This window comes from Actinomycetospora chlora, from assembly GCF_039542135.1.
In the GTDB taxonomy this organism is placed as follows: Bacteria; Actinomycetota; Actinomycetes; order Mycobacteriales; family Pseudonocardiaceae; genus Actinomycetospora; species Actinomycetospora chlora.
Map to the genome: position 1 here is coordinate 1 of NZ_BAABHO010000003.1, position 18,280 is coordinate 18,280.

General features: G+C 77.2%; 14 protein-coding genes, 1 tRNA gene and 1 pseudogene. 9 read left to right on the forward strand and 7 right to left on the reverse strand.

Translation table 11 applies throughout. From position 1 onward, the window contains the following. From ABD994_RS02245 to ABD994_RS02260, 4 genes and pseudogenes are all read left to right on the forward strand, one after another. Nucleotides 1-1,665 (forward strand): annotated as a pseudogene (locus tag ABD994_RS02245) (hypothetical protein); the annotation flags it as partial. Then, entirely contained in the window at nt 1,662-2,492 is an 831-nt protein-coding gene (locus tag ABD994_RS02250; protein ID WP_345410742.1) for a purine-nucleoside phosphorylase, read from the forward strand. The pseudogene ABD994_RS02245 and the gene ABD994_RS02250, both read left to right, overlap by 4 nt. Then, a complete protein-coding gene (locus ABD994_RS02255; RefSeq protein WP_345410743.1) occupies nt 2,489-2,947 on the forward strand; it encodes a flavodoxin family protein in 459 nt (152 codons plus the stop codon). Before ABD994_RS02250 ends, ABD994_RS02255 begins: the two co-directional genes overlap by 4 nt. A gap of 41 nt (nt 2,948-2,988) precedes the next feature. Further along, a complete protein-coding gene (locus tag ABD994_RS02260; protein WP_345410744.1) occupies nt 2,989-3,924 on the forward strand; it encodes a quinone oxidoreductase family protein in 936 nt (311 codons plus the stop codon). Between the two features lie 39 nt (nt 3,925-3,963). Here ABD994_RS02260 and rsmI read toward each other — a convergent pair whose 3' ends face one another. Next, nucleotides 3,964-4,848 carry a 16S rRNA (cytidine(1402)-2'-O)-methyltransferase gene (gene rsmI, locus ABD994_RS02265; protein WP_345410745.1) on the reverse strand — a complete coding sequence of 295 codons (885 nt, stop codon included), beginning with the start codon at nt 4,846-4,848 and terminating at the stop codon, nt 3,964-3,966. Between rsmI and ABD994_RS02270 the strand changes: the two genes are divergently transcribed. Next, on the forward strand, nt 4,835-6,388 hold the full coding sequence (locus ABD994_RS02270; RefSeq protein WP_425550006.1) for a dolichyl-phosphate-mannose--protein mannosyltransferase: 1,554 nt from the start codon (nt 4,835-4,837) through the stop codon (nt 6,386-6,388). The two genes, rsmI and ABD994_RS02270, sit on opposite strands and share 14 nt — an antisense overlap. On the opposite strand, the gene ABD994_RS02275 is transcribed toward ABD994_RS02270, so the two are convergent. After that, nucleotides 6,339-7,040, reverse strand: coding sequence for a DUF4386 domain-containing protein (locus ABD994_RS02275; RefSeq protein WP_345410746.1), 702 nt, complete (start codon nt 7,038-7,040; stop codon nt 6,339-6,341). The two genes, ABD994_RS02270 and ABD994_RS02275, sit on opposite strands and share 50 nt — an antisense overlap. 81 nt (nt 7,041-7,121) lie before the next feature. Here ABD994_RS02275 and ABD994_RS02280 point away from each other — a divergent pair, with 81 nt between their 5' ends. Next, the gene (locus tag ABD994_RS02280; protein WP_345410747.1) at nt 7,122-9,968 is read left to right on the forward strand and encodes an ATP-binding protein; all 2,847 of its coding nucleotides are present in this window, start codon (nt 7,122-7,124) and stop codon (nt 9,966-9,968) included. Here the strand turns inward: ABD994_RS02280 and ABD994_RS02285 are convergent. From ABD994_RS02285 to glp, 5 genes are all read right to left on the reverse strand, one after another. Beyond that, a complete protein-coding gene (locus tag ABD994_RS02285) occupies nt 9,950-11,890 on the reverse strand; it encodes an acetoacetate--CoA ligase (RefSeq protein ID WP_345410748.1) in 1,941 nt (646 codons plus the stop codon). The genes ABD994_RS02280 and ABD994_RS02285 overlap by 19 nt on opposite strands. Before the next feature lie 113 nt (nt 11,891-12,003). Continuing rightward, nucleotides 12,004-12,076 (reverse strand) — tRNA-Ala (locus tag ABD994_RS02290). Nucleotides 12,077-12,126: 50 nt separating this feature from the next. Continuing rightward, nucleotides 12,127-13,266 (reverse strand): divisome protein SepX/GlpR, encoded by a 1,140-nt coding sequence (sepX, locus tag ABD994_RS02295; RefSeq protein ID WP_345410749.1) that lies wholly within the window; start codon nt 13,264-13,266, stop codon nt 12,127-12,129. A gap of 236 nt (nt 13,267-13,502) precedes the next feature. Beyond that, entirely contained in the window at nt 13,503-14,174 is a 672-nt protein-coding gene (locus tag ABD994_RS02300; RefSeq protein WP_345410750.1) for a GNAT family N-acetyltransferase, read from the reverse strand. A gap of 34 nt (nt 14,175-14,208) precedes the next feature. Beyond that, nucleotides 14,209-15,462 carry a molybdotransferase-like divisome protein Glp gene (gene glp, locus ABD994_RS02305; RefSeq protein WP_345410751.1) on the reverse strand — a complete coding sequence of 418 codons (1,254 nt, stop codon included), beginning with the start codon at nt 15,460-15,462 and terminating at the stop codon, nt 14,209-14,211. 112 nt (nt 15,463-15,574) lie between these two features. Here glp and ABD994_RS02310 point away from each other — a divergent pair, with 112 nt between their 5' ends. The 3 genes from ABD994_RS02310 (at nt 15,575) to ABD994_RS02320 (ending at nt 18,138) form a co-directional block, all read left to right on the forward strand. Beyond that, nucleotides 15,575-16,978 carry a UTP--glucose-1-phosphate uridylyltransferase gene (locus ABD994_RS02310; protein ID WP_345410752.1) on the forward strand — a complete coding sequence of 468 codons (1,404 nt, stop codon included), beginning with the start codon at nt 15,575-15,577 and terminating at the stop codon, nt 16,976-16,978. Further along, the gene (locus ABD994_RS02315) at nt 16,975-17,547 is read left to right on the forward strand and encodes a 5-formyltetrahydrofolate cyclo-ligase (RefSeq protein ID WP_345410753.1); all 573 of its coding nucleotides are present in this window, start codon (nt 16,975-16,977) and stop codon (nt 17,545-17,547) included. Before ABD994_RS02310 ends, ABD994_RS02315 begins: the two co-directional genes overlap by 4 nt. Nucleotides 17,548-17,751: 204 nt before the next feature. Then, nucleotides 17,752-18,138: an FmdB family zinc ribbon protein gene (locus ABD994_RS02320; protein ID WP_345410754.1), complete on the forward strand. Its 387-nt coding sequence runs from the start codon at nt 17,752-17,754 to the stop codon at nt 18,136-18,138. Nucleotides 18,139-18,280 lie beyond the last annotated feature (142 nt).

Below are 18,280 nucleotides of genomic sequence, written 5' to 3' on the forward strand. Positions count from 1 at the left end.
GCGGCGGCGGTCGCCGACGCGGCGGCCGACCCGCCGGCCGAGGTGCCCGAGCCGGCCGGGGACGCCGCTGCGGCGCCCGCCGAGGTGTCCGAGGTCGCCGAGGACGCGGGGGCCGTCGCGGCCGCCCCCGAGTCGGAGGCGGCCGACGAGGCCGCCGAGGAGGCCGCCGACGCCGACGGGAGCGACGAGGGCGACGAGGGCGACGAGGGCGACGAGGGCGACGACGCCCCGGCCGGTGCCGCGCAGGCCACCGCGGCGGCCGGGGACGGGACGCCCGCGGCGGAGCCCGTCGAGGAGCCGCCGGCCGAGCCCGCCGAGCCCGTCGGGGCGGCTGAGCCCGGGCCCGAGGCCGAGCCCGCCGAGGACGCCGAGCCCGCCGAGCCCGCCGAGGACGCCGAACCCGCCGCCGCGACGGAGACCACCGACGGTGGCGACGAGGAGGAGGCGGGCGAGGAGGTCCCGGGGACGGCCGACGAGCCCGCCGCCGACCCGGCGGACGCGGTCGTCGAGAACGCACCGGAGGCCGCGGCCGCCGGTCCCGGCACGCCCGGCGAGGAGGCCGAGGCCGCCGAAGAGGACGGCGCGGCGGAGGCCGCGGAGCCCGCGGAGGAACCGGCCGCCGAGGAGCACGCCCCGGACGACGGCGGCCCGGGACCGTCGCGGAACGGCCCCGCCCGGGGGACCACCCCCGACGACGGCGGCGGCTCGGGGCCGTCGCGGGCGGTCCCGGCGGCGCGCGTGCCCGCGCCGTCGGACGCCGAGACGACGATGGTCGGGCCGCGGGTGTCGGCGAGCGAGGACGTCACGCGCACGGTGCGCCGTCCTCCACCCCCGCCCCCGCGGGCGGCCCCGCCGGGCCGCTGGACGCCTCCGCGCGGGGCGCCCGCACCCGTGCGGCCCCCGGCACCCCCGCGTCCCGCGGCCGCCGCCGGACCGGCCGGCACCGGCCAGCGGCTGGCGGCCGATCCCGGCCCGCTGCCGTTCACGCCCTCGGCGGCGCCCCCGCCGGCGCCGCGGCGCTCGCCGTGGGTGCTGGTGGCGGTGGTGGCGCTGCTGGTGCTCATGGCCGCGGTCGGCGCGGTCGGGGCGTACGCCCTGACGCGGTCGCTGGCCGGGCAGGGCCCGCTGACGGCGTCGCTGGCCCCGGCCGGGCCCGAGGTCGCGGGGACGGTGCTCGTCGCCCACGCCGACACCGACCAGCGCTACAGCGGCACCGGTCTGGGCTTCAGCGCGCTCGTGCCCGCGGGCTGGCAGCAGTTCCGGCTCGAGCAGCCCGGCGGCGACATCTCCGTACGCTTCGTGTCCCCCGACGCCGCGCGCGAGCTGCGCGTCGACCGCGTCACCGGCTTCTACCCCTCACAGCGCGCCACCGACTACGCCGCCCTGCTCGGGCGCCCCGCGAACCTCGGGGTCGACACCAGCACGGTCGGGCCGCTGGAGGCCGTCGGCGCGGCGGCGCCGGGCGGGGAGCCGCCGCAGCAGGTCGTCTACCGCACCACCTCGGGCGGCGACGCCCGCACCACCTGGACCCGCCTGGTGCCCTCGGGCACCGACCTGTGGGTCGTGCGCCTGACCGCCCCGACCGGCGACGACGCCGGTGCCCTCGAGCAGTACCGCGCCGTGGCCGACAGCTTCGCCGCCCCACCACCCGGAGGACCGCGGTGACCGATCTCGAGCTCGTCGCCCCCGTGCCGCCCTCGCCCGAGGAGGCGGCCGCGGAGCTGGCGAAGCGCACCGGCGCGCTGACCCACGACGTCGCCGTCGTGCTCGGCTCGGGCTGGCGCCCCGCCGCCGACTCGTTCGGGCCGCCCGTCGTCGAGATCCCGGTGTCGGACCTGCCCGGCTTCACCCCGCCCGGCGCGCCCGACCACGCCGGGGTGGCCCGGTCCGTGGAGGTGGGCGGGCACCGCGTGCTGGTGCTGCTCGGGCGCACGCACCTCTACGAGGGCCACGGGCCGGCGCAGGTGGTGCACCCCGTGCGCACGGCGTGCGCCGCCGGCGCGCGGACGGTGGTGCTCACCAACGCCGCCGGCGGCATCGACCCGTCGTACGCCGTCGGGCAGCCGGTGCTCGTCGCCGACCACCTCAACCTGACCGCCTGCTCGCCGCTGGTGGGGCCCGCGTTCGTCGACCTCACCGACGCCTACGACCCGGGGCTGCGGGCGCTGGCCCGGGAGATCGACCCGGAGCTCGCCGAGGGCGTCTACGCGGGCCTGCCCGGCCCGCACTTCGAGACCCCGGCCGAGATCCGCATGCTGCGCACGCTCGGCGCCGACCTGGTGGGCATGTCGACGGTGCTGGAGACGATCGCGGCCCGCGCGGCGGGGGCACGGGTGGCGGCGGTGGCGCTCGTCAGCAACCCGGCGGCCGGCACCGTCGACGCCCCGATCGACCACCTGTCGGTGATCGACGCCGTGCACGCCTCGGCGGCCCGTACCGGCGACCTGCTCCACCGCCTCGTCGCCGCCGTCGTGGAGGACCAGGGACGGTGACGCGGCTGCTCGTCGTGCACCACACGCCGTCGCCGACGCTGCACGAGCTGCTCGCCGCGGTGCTCGAGGGCGCGGGGACCGACGAGGTCCCCGGTGACGTCGAGGTGCTCAGCCGGCCCGCGCTGACCGCCGGCGCTGCGGACGCGCTGGCGTGCGACGCGATCGTGCTCGGCACCCCGGCCAACATCGGGACGATGTCCGGGGCGCTAAAGCACTTCCTCGACCAGGCCTACTACCCGTGCCTCGACCAGACCGCGGGGCGGCCGTTCGGGCTCTACGTGCACGGCGGGTCGGACGTCGCGGGCGCCGTGCGGGACGTCCTGCGGATCACCGGCGCGCTGGGCTGGGAGCAGGCGGCCGAGGTGTGCGCGGTGACCGGCCCGGTCGGCGCCGCGGAGCGCGCGGCGGCGTGGGAGCTGGGGGCCACGGTGGCGCTGCGGGCGGTCGAGGGCTGAGCGCGGGCATGCCGCCGCGCCCGCGGGTGTTGGGTGGGGGCATGACATCGCGAGTCGTGCAGTACCGCCGCTTCGGCGGGCCGGAGGTCCTGGAGGTCACCGAGCGCGAGGACCCGGTCCCCGGTGCGGGGCAGGTGCGCCTGGCCGTGCGCGCCGCGGCGGTGAACCCGCTGGACTGGAAGCTGCGGCTGGGGGCCATGGCGAAGGGCGACGCGCCGCCGGAGCCCCGGGTGCCGGGGTTCGACGTCGCCGGCGTCGTGGAGGCGGTCGGCGAGGGCGTGACGGCGTTCGCCGTCGGCGACGAGGTGGCCGGCAGGTCGACCGGCGGCGCCTACGCGGAGAAGGCGCTCGCCGACGCGCGCGCGCTCGTGGCCAAGCCGACCGCCGTGTCGTGGGAGACCGCGGCGTCGCTGCCGGTGGTGACGACGACGGCCTACCGCGTGCTCGACCTGCTCGGGCTCGGCGAGGGCGACCACACCGGCACGACCCTCGTCGTCGACGGCGCGTCCGGCGGCGTCGGCGTGTACGCCGTGCAGCTCGCCGTGGCGCGCGGCGCCACGGTCGTCGGCACCGCGGGCCCGGCCCACCAGGAGGACGTCCGCGCCCTCGGGGCGACGCCGGTGGTCTACGGCGACGGCCTGGTCGACCGTGTGCGGGCCGTGGCGCCGCAGGGCGTCGACGTCGCGCTGGAGACCGCGGGCAAGGGCGCGCTGCGCGACCTCGTCGAGCTGACCGGCTCGCCGGACAAGGTCATCACGATCGCGGACTACCCGGGCTCGCAGGAGCTCGGCGTCGTGTTCTCCTCCGGCGGCGACCCCGACGAGGAGGCCCGCGCGCTCACCGACGCCCTCGCGCGCGTCGCCGACGGCCGCTACCGCACCACCGCGGTCGTCACCTACGCGCTCGACGAGGCCGGCCGGGCCCAGGAGGACAACCAGCACGGCCGGGTCTCCGGCAAGCTCGTCCTGGTCCCCTGATGCCGATGTGAGTAGTTGGGGCCCCGATAGGGGCCCCAACTACTCACGGAGGCGGAGGGCGGCGTCGTAGAGCGCCTTCGTCGAGACGCCGTGGGCGGTGGCGACGTCGCGGGCCGCGTCCTTGAGACGGCGGCCGCCGGCCACCAGCCCGAGCACCTCGGCCGCGAGGTCCTCGGGGGCCGGCGTCACCGGCGTCGCGGGGCCGAGCACGACCGTCACCTCGCCGAGGACGTCGCGCCCGGCGGCCCACGCGGCGAGGTCCGCCAGCGGCCCGCGCACGACCTCCTCGTGGGTCTTGGTCAGCTCGCGGCAGACCGCGCCCGCCCGCTCGCCGCCGAGCTCCTCGACCGCGACGCCCAGCAGCGACGCCAGCCGCCGCGGCGACTCGAAGAACACCGCGGTGCGGGGCTCGGTCGCGAGCGCCCGCAGCCACGTGCGCCGGCGCCCGTCGGCCCGGGGCGCGAAGCCCTCGAAGCAGAAGCGGTCGGTCGGCAGGCCGGAGACGGCCAGGGCCGCCAGCACCGCCGACGGCCCGGGCAGGCAGCGCACGGGCAGCCCGGCCTCGACGCAGGCCACGACCAGCCGGTAGCCCGGGTCGGACACCACGGGCATCCCGCCGTCGCTGACCACCAGCACGGTCGACCCCTCGCGCACCGCCGCGACCAGCCCCGGGACGCGGGCGGCCTCCACGTCGTCGTAGTAGCTGACGACCCGGCCGCCCACCGTGACGCCGAGCGCGGCGGCGAGCCGCGCCAGCCGACGGGTGTCCTCCGCGGCGACGACGTCGGCGCCCGCGAGGGCGTCGCGCAGCCGCGCGGAGGCGTCCCCGGGGTCACCGAGCGGGACACCGGCCAGCAGAAGCACCCCGTGGGACGGCCCGGACACGGCCCGAACCCTACGATCGGTCCCCGTGACGGCCACCATCGCGCGCCCGGCACCCCCGCCGGCCGCCCTCCCGGCGCCGCGGGATGCGCCGGCCGTGGCGCAGCTGCTCGGTCGGCCGATGCCCACCGACCGGCTCCGCGCCGGGATCGTCACGCTCGTCCTGACGCTCGTCGGCGGCGTCGTGCGGTTCTGGGGGCTGGGCTGGCCCACCGACCAGGGCACCCCGATCTTCGACGAGAAGCACTACGTGCCGCAGACGTGGCAGGTGCTGCGCAACGGCGGGTACGAGGACAACCCCGGCTACGAGCTCGTCGTGCACCCGCCGCTGTCCAAGCAGCTCATGGCCGTCGGACAGTGGATCTTCGGGTACGACCCCGTCGGCTGGCGCGTGGCCTCGGCCCTGGCCGGGACCCTGTGCATCCTGCTGATCATCCGGATCGCCCGGCGGCTCACCCGGTCGACGCTGCTCGGCGGGCTCGCCGGCGTGCTGCTCATCGCCGACGGCGTCAGCCACGTCTCGTCCCGCGTCGGGATGATCGACATCTTCCCGGCGCTGTTCGTGCTGGCCGCGTTCGCGGCGCTGCTGGTCGACCGCGACGACGTGCGCTCCCGGCTCGCCGTCGTGGTGGCCGAGGGCCGCATCGGCGCGAGCGTCTACGGCCCGCGGCTGGGCGTGCGCTGGTGGCGGCTCGTCGCCGGCGTCTGCATCGGGCTCGCGCTCGCGGCCAAGTGGTCGGGGCTGTACTACATCCTGTTCTTCGGCGCCCTGCTCATCGGCTTCGACGCGGCCGCCCGCCGCGCGGCCGGGGTGGCGCGGCCGTTCGTCGGGACGCTGGTGCGCGACGTCGCCCCGGCGGTCTGGGCGTTCGTGGCGGTGCCGGTCCTGTGCTACCTGGCCAGCTGGCTGCCCTGGATCGCGAGCGAGACCGGCACCGACCGCCACGCCGTCGGCCAGCAGCTCCCCGTCGGCGGCATCCTGCCGGACTGGCTGCGCGGGCTCGCCTACTACAGCACCAAGGTGCTGGAGTTCCACGCCACGCTCGACACCCCCCGCGGCAACCCGCACCCCTGGGAGTCGAAGCCCTGGACGTGGCCGATGGGGCTGCGCCCGATGCTCTACTACTACGAGTCGGGCACCGGCGACCTCGGCTGCGGCGGCCCGTCGTGCGTCTCGGCGGTGATGCTCATCGGCACCCCGGCGCTGTGGTGGGTCTCGATCCCGGCGCTGGGCTGGTCGATCTGGCGCGTGGTGACGACGTTCGACTGGCGCCACGCCGCGGTGCTCGTCGGCTACGGCGCGGGCTTCCTGCCGTGGTTCACCAACATCGACCGGCAGATGTACTTCTTCTACATGACACCGGTGGCGCCGTTCCTCGTGCTCGCCGTCGTGCTCGCCCTCGGGGAGTTCCTCGGGCGGCGGGAGCAGGGGCTGGAGCGGCGCCGCACCGGCACGCTCGTCGTCGGCGTCTACACCGGGCTCGTCGTGGCGAACTTCGCGTGGCTGTGGCCGGTCCTGGTCGGCACGTGGATCACCGTCGACCGGTGGAACGCGGAGCTGTGGCTGCCGTCCTGGCGGTGACCAGCAGCACGACCGAGAGCGCGAGCAGCCACACGCACCAGACGACGTAGCCGACGAAGTTCGTCAGGCGGGCGAGGTCGACGCCGAGCGGGACGAGCACGCCGGTGGCGACGAGCGCCGCCGCGGCGTACCCGGACCAGCGCAGCCACCCGGTGCACCCGGCCGCGACGAGCACCGTGAACGCCGCGGTCAGCGCGTAGCCGAGCGTCTCGCCGACCACCTGCCCCAGCCAGAAGCCCAGGAGCTCGAACGTGTGCCGGGCGGCGGACGTCGGGTCGGCGCTCAGCGAGGGCACGACCAGCACCCACCGGGACAGCCCGATCACCTGGACGGCGGCGGCCGCGATCCCGAGGCCGGTGATCCAGCGCCCGCGCGTGCCGCCCGCGAGCCGGCCGAGGGCGACGGCGGCGGGCCCGAGCAGGGCGGCCCCGACGACGAGGACGGCGAACCAGCTGGTCACGGCCCCGACGTGCGCGCGGTGCAGCGCGAGGACGTCCCCGGTCGGCTCCGCGAGGATCTGCGGGTAGGCGAACACCGCGCCGAGCGCGGTGAACCCGGCGGCCGCGAGGAGGGCGGCGGCACTCAGCGAGGCCGCGGCGAGGCGGCGGTCGCGGACGGCGCCGGTCGGGGCGGGGGCGGTGGCAGTGGTCATCGGTGGCTCCCTGCGGGTCGGTGGTGCCGACGAGCCTCGCGAGGGGCGCTGACGGAACGCTGACGGTCCTACGCTCGGCGCGTGCTCGAGGTCGCCCTGCTCGGACCCGTGCGGGTGCTCCGCGACGGGGAGCCGGTCGCCGTCCCGGCGGGGCGCACCACCGAGGTCCTGGTGCGCCTCGCGCTGGAGGCCGGGCGCACGGTGCGCGCCGAGCAGATCCTCGACGAGCTCTGGGACGGCGGGAGTGAGGGCCGCAACACGCTGCAGTCCAAGGTCTCGCAGCTGCGCCGCGCGCTCGGCGGCCCCGACGTCGTCGTCCACGACCGGGGCGGCTACCGCCTCGCGGTCGACCCGCACGGCATCGACGTCGGCACGGTCGAGCACCTCGTCGACGAGGTCGCCGCTGCCCGCCGGGCCGGGGACGCGGAGGGCGTCCGCGACCGGGCCGCCGCGGCGCTGGCCCTGTTCCGCGGCGAGGTCCTGCAGGACGCCGGCGACGGGACGTGGCTGGCCCCGCACCGCCGCCGCTTCACCGAGCTGCGGCTCGTGCTCACCGAGGACCACCTCGCGGCCCGGGTCGCGCTCGGGGGCGGCAGCGACGTCGTCGCCGAGCTGGAGGCGCTCACCGCCGAGCACCCGCTGCGCGAGGGGCTGTGGGCCTCGCTCGTCACCGCGCTCTACCGGGCCGGGCGGCAGGCCGACGCCCTCGCCGCCTACGCGCAGGTCCGCCGCCGGCTCGCGGCCGACCTCGGCCTCGACCCGGGCCCGGGACTGCGGCGCCTCGAGGAGCGCATCCTCGCCCAGAGTGCCGCGCTGGCCGGCGTCGACGCGATCGCCGCGTCCGACCTGCGCCCGGGCAACCTGCCGCCCGCCGGGCCCCCGTTGGTCGGCCGGGACCCCGAGCGGCGGGCGCTGCGCGACCTGCTCGCCGGGCACCGCCTCGTCACGGTGGTCGGGACGGCGGGGGTGGGCAAGACGCGGACGGCGCTGGAGGTGGCCCGCGGGCTCGAGCTGCCGGGCGGGGCGTGGCTGGTGCGGCTCGACGGGGCCGGGGCGGTCCCGCGGGCGGTGGCCGAGGCGCTCGGCGTCACCGGCGGCGAGGACGCCCTGCGGGAGCGGTGCGCGGGCGCGGCGTCGCTGCTGCTGCTCGACAACGCCGAGCACGTCGCGGACGACGTCGCCGACCTGGTCGCGCGGCTGCTCGCGGGGGCGCCGCCGCTGCGCGTGCTGGTCACCAGCCAGGTGCCGCTCGGCGTCGACGGGGAGGCCGTGCTCGCCCTGGAGCCCCTGCCCGCGGCCGACGCGGCGGCGCTGTTCGCCGCCCGTGCGGCCCGGCTGCCGCGGCCCGTCACCGTCGACCCGGCCGCCGTCACCGACGTGTGCCGCCGGCTCGACGGCCTGCCGCTGGCCGTCGAGCTCGCCGCGGCCCGGCTCACGACGCTGTCGGTGCCCGAGCTGACCCGCCGCCTGGACGACGCCGTCGGGGGGCGGTTCGCCCTGCTGCGCGACCCCACGAGCCGCGCGCCCGCCCGCCGGCGGGCCCTCGACGCCGCGATCGCCTGGAGCCACGACCTGCTCGACGACGCCGACCGCCGCGGCCTGTGGGGGCTGGCGGTGTTCGCCGAGGGCGCGCCGCTGGCGGCCGCCGAGCACGTCCTCGCGGCGCTGGGCGTGGCGGCTCCCGTCGACGTCGTGGGGCGGCTGGTGCACCGGTCGCTGGTGACCGCCGACGTCGACAGCGACGTCCGCTACCGCCTGCTCGACAGCATCCGCGCCTACGCCCTCGACCGGCTGGCCGACGCCGGGCTCGAGCACGCGGCCCGCGATGCGCACGCCGCGTGGTTCGCCGACGCGGCCGACCACCAGGCGCGCACCGTCCGCGGGCCCGGCCAGGCCGCGTGCCTCGCCCTCGTCCGCGCCGAGCGCGCGGAGATGGACGCGGCGCTGGCCTGGTGCGCGGTGCACGACCCGGCCCGCGGTGTCCGGACCGCGGCCGGCTTCGGCTGGACGTGGGTGGTGCTCGGCGACGGCGCGGCCGGCGCGGCCCGCCTGCGCGGGGCCCTCGCGGCGGACCCGTCGTCACCCCGCGCGCTCGACGTGCTGCTCCTGGCGGGCTGGCTCGAGGCCTCGGCCGGCGACCTCGACCGCGCGGAGGCCGACCTCGACCGGGCCGCCGGCCTCGCCACCGGCGACCGCGTCACCGACCTGCGCCGGCACCGCGCCTTCCTGCGCATCCAGCAGGGCCGGCCGCACGAGGTCCTCGCCGAGGCCGGCGCGGCGACCGACGCGGCGCGGCGGGAGGGCCGGACGTGGGAGACCGCCGCGGCCCTCCTGCTGGGGGCCTACGGGTCGATCGTGCTCGGCGACCCCGCGACGGCGCAGGACGCGGCCACCGAGGCGCTGGGGCTGCTCACCCCGCTCGACGACGCGTGGGGGCTGGTGCACGCGCGGGGGATGCTCGGGGCGATCGCGCAGGCCCAGGGCCGCTGGGACGCGGCCGCCGGCGCCCTCGCCGAGGCCGCCGACGCCTCCGAGCGCTCCGGGTTCCTCGGCCAGGCCGCGCTGCACCGCACCCGCCTGGGCCGGGTCGAGCAGCAGCGCGGCGACCACGCCGCCGCCCTCGCCGTCCTCGACCGGGCGCTCGCCGCCGCTCGCCGCAGCGGCGACCCGCGCGTGGCCGCGACCGCGCGGACCACCCTCGCGCGCGTCCTGCACGACACCGGCGACGACGTCGTCGCCCTCGCCCTGCTCGAGCAGGCCGACCGGTGGTACCGCGAGGCCGGCGGCGGCGAGGGCGCGCTGCTGGCCCGCGGGCTGCTCGCCGTGCTCACCGGCGCCGGGCCCGACGTGCTCGACGACCTCCGCGCGCAGGCCCGGGCCGCGGGCGACATCGAGGCGCTGGCGGTGCTCTACCGCGACCCCTCGTAGGCGTCGCGGAACGCGGGGACGGCGTCGGCGCCGCGGACGGCGTCCGGGCTGATGACCTCCTCGACCGCGCGGCCGCGCAGCACCTGCTTGATCGGGCGCTCCAGCTTCTTGCCCGTCAGCGTGCGCGGCACCGCCGGCACCGCCGCGACGAGGTCCGGCACGTGCCGGGGCGAGAGGTTGCGCCGCAGGCCCGACGCGATGCGCCCGCGCAGGTCGTCGTCCAGCTCGGCGCCGTCGGCCAGCTCGACGAACAGCAGCAGCTCCCCCGACCCGCCGGCGTCGTCCTCGAGGTGCACCACGAGCGAGTCGACCACCTCCGGCATGTCCTCGACGACGTCGTAGAACTCCGCGGTGCCCAGGCGCACGCCGCCGCGGTTGAGCGTCGCGTCCGAGCGGCCGGTGATGACGCAGCTGCCGCGCTCGGTGAAGCGCACCCAGTCGCCGTGCCGCCACACGCCCGGGTAGGTGTCGAAGTACGCCTCGCGGTAGCGCTCGCCGTCCGGGTCGTTCCAGAACCCGACGGGCATCGACGGCATCGGCGCGCGCACGACGAGCTCGCCGAGCTGCTCGACGACGGCGTTCCCGTCCTCGTCGAACGCAGCGACGTCGTGCCCCAGCCCCGCGCCGGACATCTCCCCGCGCCACACCGGCAGCCACGGCCCGCCGCCGACGAAGCCGCTGCACACGTCGGTGCCGCCGCTGAACGGGTTGAGGACGACGTCCGGGCCGAGGTGCTCGTAGACCCAGTCGAAGGCCTCGGGCGGCAGCGGCGCGCCGGTGGTGCCCAGCTGGCGCAGCTCGGGCCAGCGCGGCGGGACGATGCCCTCCTTGCGGCACGACATGAGGTAGCCGGGGCTCGCGCCGAGGAGCTTGACGCCGGTCTCGGCCGCGAGCCGCCACTGCGCCTCGAGGTCGGGCCACAGCGGGTTGCCGTCCAAGAGCACGATCGCGCCGCGGTGCAGCAGCACCGAGATGGTGATGTTCCACATCGCCCAGGCCGTGGTGGTGAACCACAGCGTGCGGTCCCCGGGCTGGATGTCGAAGTGCAGGCCGAACAGCCGCAGGTGCTCGAGCAGGATACCGCCGTGGCCGTGGACGATCGCCTTCGGCAGCCCCGTCGTGCCCGAGGAGAACAGCACGTAGAGCGGGTGGTCGAAGGGCAGGTCGACGAACTCGAGCGGGCCCGGCTCGGCGAGCAGCTCGTCCCAGGCCATGGCGTCCGGCACCGGGTGGGGCCCGTAGTCCAGCCCGACGACGTGCCGGACGGTCGGCAGCCCCGCGCGGATGCGGGCGAGCTCCTCGCGCTGGTCGATCTCCTTGTCGCCGTACCGGTACGACGCCACGGCGAGCAGCACCGTCGGCTCCAGCTGGCCGAGCCGGTCGACGACACTGCGGGCCCCGAACTCCGGCGCGCACGCGCCCCAGATCGCCCCCAGGCTGGCCGCCGCCAGGAACACCACGATCGTCTCCGGCACGTGGGGCAGGTAGCCGACGACGCGGTCGCCCTCCCCGACCCCGAGGCGCACCAGCCCGGCGCGGGCGCGGGCCACCTGATCGCGCAGCTCACCGAACGTCATCTCGCTCGCCCCGCGCGTCTGGGAGCGGGCGATGATCGCGGGGCGGTCGGTGTCCTCGTCGGTGCCGAGCATGTGGGCGGCGTAGTTGACCCGCGCGCCCGGGAACCACTGCGCGCCCGGCATCGCCGACGACCCGAGCACCCGCTCGTAGCCGCCGGGCACGCCGTAGAAGTCCCAGATGGAGCCCCAGAACGCCTCGGGGTCGTCGACCGACCAGCGCCACATCGCCGGGTAGTCCCCGAAGTCCAGCCCCCGCGCCGCCAGGTAGTCGCGGTACGCGCCGATGCCCGTTCCCTCGATCGGGCCCGCCGGGCGCATCAGCGTGGGGTCAGCGGCAGCGCTCATGGCCTGCAGATCGTGCCGTGACCACGGTCTCACCGCGAGGACTTCCCGCGCGTTCGCGATGTGTCCAGGACGCACGAACGCCCGAGCCGACGGCTCGGGCGTCCGGAGTGGGGTGGAGCTGAGGGGAATCGAACCCCTGACCTACTCGATGCGAACGAGTCGCGCTACCAACTGCGCCACAGCCCCTGGTGCGGCGCCAACTCTAGCAACGCCGTCGATCGTGCTCCCGAGGCGGGTCAGGCGCCCGCCGCGCGCCGGTAACCGTAGGTGCGCTCGCCGTCGAGGTCGTGGAACGCGGGGTCGTCGTCGGAGTCGTCGACCAGCTCGAGGTCCGCGGGCACCGGCGGCGGGGGCGTGCGCGGCGCCGCCCAGCGGGGCGCGTCGTCCTCCTCCTCGTATGCCTCGGCGGGGTCGTCGTCGGCGTCGTACTCGGCCTCGATCCAGTCGCGGTGGGCCGCCATGCGGGCGTCGTGCTCGGCCTGCCGGGCCCGGCGGGCCTCGAGCGCGCGGCGCTCGCCGGACAGCCGGGCCGCCCGCCGGGCGCGCACCTCCTCCTCGATGCGCGTCTGGCGGCGCAGGAAGACGAGGTAGCCGACGAGCACGACGTCCGCGGCGACGTGCAGCCACCACATCGCGCTCGAGATCACCAGCGCCGCGAGCGCCGAGAGCACCGCGACCGCGATGAGGCCGAGCGCGATCCGCTGGCGGAACGCGTACCGCGCGTGCGCCGCGGCCGCCGCCGCGTCGGGGTCGAAGCCCCCGCGGCCGGGACGGTAGGGGCGCAGCTCCCGGCCGGCGGGCTCGTCGTCGAGGTCCTCGTCGAGGTCGTCGTAGGCCTCGTCGTCGTACTCGTCGTAGGCTTCGTCGTCGAACTCGTCCTCGTACTCGTCGTCGAGCCCGTCCTCGAGGTCCTCCTCGCCGCGCGGCGCGGGGCGCGCGAGCACCCGCTCCCGGCCGACCGGCCGGCGCGCGTCGGGGGCGAGCTGCTCGTCGGTGAGCGCGTCGGTGTCGGCACGGTCGTCGACGTCGTCGAGGTCCCCGTCGAGGTCGTCGAGGTCGTCGAGGTCGGCGCGCTCGGCGTCGAGGTCGAGCTCGGCGTCCACGGCCTCGGGGGTCTCGTCGGCGCGCTCCGCGAGGGTCGTGCCCGCCGATCCCCCGACCGCTCCGACCGCGGCGCCCCCGGCCCGTCCCTGCGTCTGCGCAGTCGCCACGGCGACCTCCTCCATCAGGGGTGCGCCGACCGTCCGCGGCAGCACCCGGGCGCTCAGATCGGCCTCCGCGGGACGCGGGACCATCTGGCGGCGGCGGGCGACGACGGGCACGAGCACGACCAGCCACGCCAGGACCAGGGCCGCGAACACGACCGAGCTCGGCACCGCACACCTCCCACCCCGCACGACCGCGACGCCCGGATCCGGGCCGTCGCAGGCGCCACGCTAGTCACACGAGTCCCGCGCGCCCCGGAGCCGCGACGGCGTGTCGTGCGCGAGCAGTGACCTCATCCCTCCAGTAGGGGAACCTCGACCCCCGGGGTCCCCGGCCCCCTGCCACTCGACCGGGGGTCAAGTCAAGGTCGACGTCTGGGCTGTGTGGGTGATGTCGTCGGTCTCGGTCACGCGCGCTCGGCCTGGCCCGCGCGCAGGAGCCGCTGCACGAGGCCGTCGGGGAGGACGTCCTCCTCGGTGACGGCGAGGACGAGGTGGTCGCGCCAGTCGCCGTCGACCTCGAGGTAGCGCCGCAGCAGGCCCTCCTCGCGGAACCCGAGCTTCTCCAGCACCCGGCGACTGCGGACGTTCTCGGGCCGCACCGTCGCCTCGATGCGGTGCAGCCCGACCCGCGCGAAGCAGTGGTCGACGGCCAGCGCCACGGCCGCCGTCGCCGCGCCGCCACCGCCGACGTGGGCGCTGACCCAGTAGCCGACGTAGGCCGAGAGCAGCGGCTCGCGCACGACGTTGCCCACCACGACCTGGCCAGCGAACTCGCCGTCGACGAGCAGCGCGAACGGCAGCGCCTGCCCGGCCCGGCCCATCGAGCGCAGCGCGCCCCAGCGGGCCGGCCACTCGGCGAGCGCGTTGCGGTCGGCCCACGGCCCCGGCAGCGTCGGCTCCCACGGCGCGAGGTGCTCCTCGTCGCGCAGGCGGATGCGCGACCAGGCGCCGCCGTCGCGCAGGCGCACCGGTCGCAGCGACACGACGCCGGCGGGCACCCGCAGGGCGCGGGTGCGCGCGGGCCAGCCGGGGTGGCGCCCGGTCGGCCGGGCCCCGCCCCACGGGGCACGGGTCACGCGGGGGATCCTCCTCGCACCGACGCGGCGGCGCTCAGGTGCGCGGCGCGAGGAACGACACCCGCACGGGGGCGTCCATGCCGAGCTCGGTGGTGTCCTCGTCGACGACGATCAGCGCGTTCGCCTCGGCGAGCGACGACAGCAGGTGGGACCCGGAGCTGCCCAGGGGCTGGGCCAGGTAGTCGCCGGTGTGCCGGTCGCGCAGCAGGCGTCCGCGCACGTAGCTGCGCCGCCCGGGCGGCGAGGCGACCGGTGAGAGCAGGGCCGCGGTGACCTCGCGGCGGTGCAGCTCCGCGCGGCCCAGCGCGAGCCGGATCAGCGGCCGGACCAGGACCTCGAACACCACCAGCGCCGAGACGGGGTCGGCCGGCAGCAGGAAGGTCGGGACCTCCTCGGTGCCCAGGCGCCCGAACCCCTGCACGGAGCCGGGGTGCATGGCGACCCGCGAGATGTCGACCGGCCCGAGCGCGGCCAGCGCGTCCTGGACGTCCTCGCCGAGGCGCCCGCCGACCCCGCCGGCGATGACCACGACCTCCGAGCGCGCCAGCGCCGACTCCACGGCCTCGCGCAGCGCCGCGGCCTCGGTCGACGCGATGCCGCGGCGCGTCACCTCGGCGCCGGCGTCGGCGGCCGCCGCGGCCAGCGCGTAGGAGTTGACGTCGACGACCTGGCCGGTGCCCGGCGTGCGGTCGAGGTCGACCAGCTCGTCGCCGACGGCCAGCACGGCGACCCGGGGCCGCGGGTGCACGAGCACCTTGCTGCGCCCCACCGCGGCGAGCAGCCCGACCTGCGCGGGCCCCACGACGGCGCCGCGGCGCACGACCACGTCACCGGGCGCGACGTCCTCCCCGACCCGGCGGACCCACCCCGCCGACGGCACGGGGGTCTTGACGGTGAGGCGCGCCCGGTGACCCGTCCCCCGGGCCGACGGGTCGTCGGCGGCGTCGGTGTGGTCGTAGGGGGCGACGGCGTCGGCGAGCGTCGGCAGCGGCGCGCCGGTGGCCACGCGGACGGCCTGGCCGGGCTGCAGGCGGTGCGCCTGGCGCGAGCCGACGGCGACCTCGCCGACCACGGGCAGCTCGACGGGCTCCTCGGCCGCGGCGCGCACGTCGACGCTGCGCACGGCGAACCCGTCCACGGCCGCCTGGTCGAACCCGGGCAGGGCGCGGTCGGCCGTGATCTCCTCGGCGCACATGAGGCCCTGGGCGGAGGAGATGTCGACCCGCAGGGGCGCCGGGCGCACCGCCGCGTCGAGCACGCGTCGCAGCTGGGCCTCCACCGTCCTCACCGGGTCCGCCTCCGCATGGAGACCATCGTCCTACGGCGAGTGCGCCGCGGCGGGTTCCGACGCGCCCGGGACCGCGGGTCGGCCCTGGCGTGGCACGCGGGACCATGGGCCCATGTCCTCCGTCGACACCTATCTCGACCAGGCCCTGGCCGCCCTCACCGCACGGGACGCCCACCCCGCCGAGGTCGAGGCGTTCCGCCGCCGCCTCGAGCAGCTGGCCGAGCCGGAGAGCGCCGTCGTGCCCGGCGAGGACCTCGACGAGGTCGGGGACCTGCCGACCCTCGACGCGCTGGGCGAGCCCTCCGACGCGGACGCCCGGGCGGCGCTCGACCGGCTCGCGGTGATCAAGCTCAACGGCGGCCTCGGCACGAGCATGGGTCTCGACGGGCCGAAGTCGCTGCTGGAGATCAAGCCCGGCACGAGCTTCCTCGACGCCGTCGCCCGCCAGACCCTGGCGCTGCGCGAACGCCACGGCGCACGCCTCCCGCTGCTGCTCATGGACTCCGAGGGCACCCGCGAGCCCTCGCTCGCCGCGCTGCGCCGCCACCCCGGGCTCGAGGACCCCGAGCTGCCGCTGGACTTCCTGCAGGGCGTCGAGCCGAAGCTGCGCGCCGACACGTGGACGCCGGTGTCGTGGCCCGCCGACCCGCGCCTGGAGTGGTGCCCGCCCGGCCACGGCGACCTCTACACCGCGCTCGCCGCGTCGGGGGCGCTGGAGCGGCTGCTGGCCGCCGGCGTGCGCTGGTGCTTCGTGTCGAACTCCGACAACCTCGGCGCGGTCCCCGACGTGCGCGTCGCGGCGTGGATGGCGGCGCGGGAGGTCCCGTTCGCGCTCGAGGTGGCGCGACGGACGGCGATGGACCGCAAGGGCGGGCACCTGGCGCGACTGCGGAGACGCAGCGGAGCGGAGCTCGACCCGTCGGACAGCGGTGCGCTCGTGCTCCGCGAGACCGCGCAGGTGCCTGACGGCGACGAGTCGTTCCAGGACATCGAGCGGTTCAGCTACTTCAACACCAACAACCTGTGGTTCGACCTCGAGCACCTGCGGGCGCTGCAGGAGGCCGACCCGGCGGCGCCGTACCTGCCACTGATCGTCAACAAGAAGACGGTCGACCCCACCGACTCCTCCTCGACGGCCGTGCTGCAGCTCGAGACCGCCATGGGCGCGGCGATCGGGTCGATCGAGGGCGCGCAGGCGATCGAGGTGCCGCGCAGCCGGTTCGCGCCGGTCAAGACCACCGACGACCTGCTCGTCGCCCGCTCGGACCTCTACGACCTCACCGACGACGGCCGCATGGTGCCCGTCGGGCCCGCGCCGGTGGTGAAGCTGGACACGGGCTTCAAGCTGCTCGGCGACTTCGAGCGCCGCTTCCCCGGGGGCGCGCCGTCGCTGGTGGGGGCGTCCTCGCTGACCGTCTCCGGCGACGTCACGTTCGGGGCGGACGTCACGGTCACCGGCGACGTCGCGGTCGAGGGCCCGCGCCACGTCGCCGACGGCGAGACCCTGCGGGGGTGACCAAGGCCGAGCTCCGGCGGACCCTCCTGGCGGCGCGCCGGGCGCGGACCGCCGAGCAGCAGCGCGTCGACGCGGCACTGCTCGTGGCGTCCCTGCCGGCGGTGGTGGCGGGCGTGCCCGACCCGGTCTGCCTGTTCGTCGCGGTCGGTGGCGAGCCGGGCGGGCTGCCGGTGCTCGAGGCCGCCCGGGCGCTCGGGCGGCGTGTGCTGCTCCCGGTGACGGTCGGCGACGCGCCCCTGGACTGGGCGGAGTACGACGGGCCGGCGTCGCTGGGCCCCGGCCCGCACGGCCTGCGCGAACCCACCGGCCCGCGGCGGGGCCCCGGCGCGATCGCCGACGCCGGCCTCGTCGTCGTCCCCGCCCTCGCGGTCGACCGCCGCGGCGTGCGCCTGGGCCGCGGCGGCGGGCACTACGACCGCAGCCTCCCCCTCGCCGGCCCGGCGACGCGGCTCGTGGCCCTGGTGGACGACGACGGGCTCGTCGCCGACGACCTCCCCGCCGAGCCCCACGACGTCCCCGTCCACGCCGTCTGGCGCCCCTCGACGGGGTTGGCGCCGCTCGGCGGGTGAGGGCACCTCCGGTGCCAGCAACGCGGCATTGCTGGCACCGGGCGCCAGGATCGCCACATCCTCGCCGGCACGACACGCCGACGGCCGCGACGGAACAGCGGTGACGCTCCCGGCGTTGGCACTCGCAGTGCGCGAGTGCCATCTACACTGCGCGGCGGACACCACCACCCCGGACTCGCGGGGCGGACGACATCAGGAGTGCACGTGCCGACCTACCCCTACGCCTGCACCGCCTGCGACCACCGCTTCGAGCAGGTCCAGGCGTTCTCCGACCCCTCGCTGACCGAGTGCCCGGTGTGCGGCGGGCGGCTGCGCAAGGTGTTCTCGTCGGTGGGGATCGTGTTCAAGGGCAGTGGCTTCTACCGCAACGACGCGCGTGCGGGCGCGACGTCGTCGACGTCCTCCTCGTCGGAGAAGTCCGAGTCGTCGTCGGGCGAGTCGAAGGGCTCGGGCGACAAGGGCTCCGGCGAGAAGGCCGCGAGCTCGTCGGACTCCGGCTCCTCGTCGAGCAGCTCGTCCTCGAGCGGCTCCGGGTCGTCCGGATCGAGCGGGTCCTCGGCGACGTCGGGATCGTCCGCGAAGTCGGCCTGAGCCCCACCCCCTGCGAGGGGAGGTCCGGGACGCCGACCCCGAGTCGGCGTCCCGGACCGACCCGACACCCACCCGCTCCCCAGCGGCCGGCGTCGAGGTCCTCGCACTCCGGAAGACGGATCGGGACGCGTCCGGTTGCCGG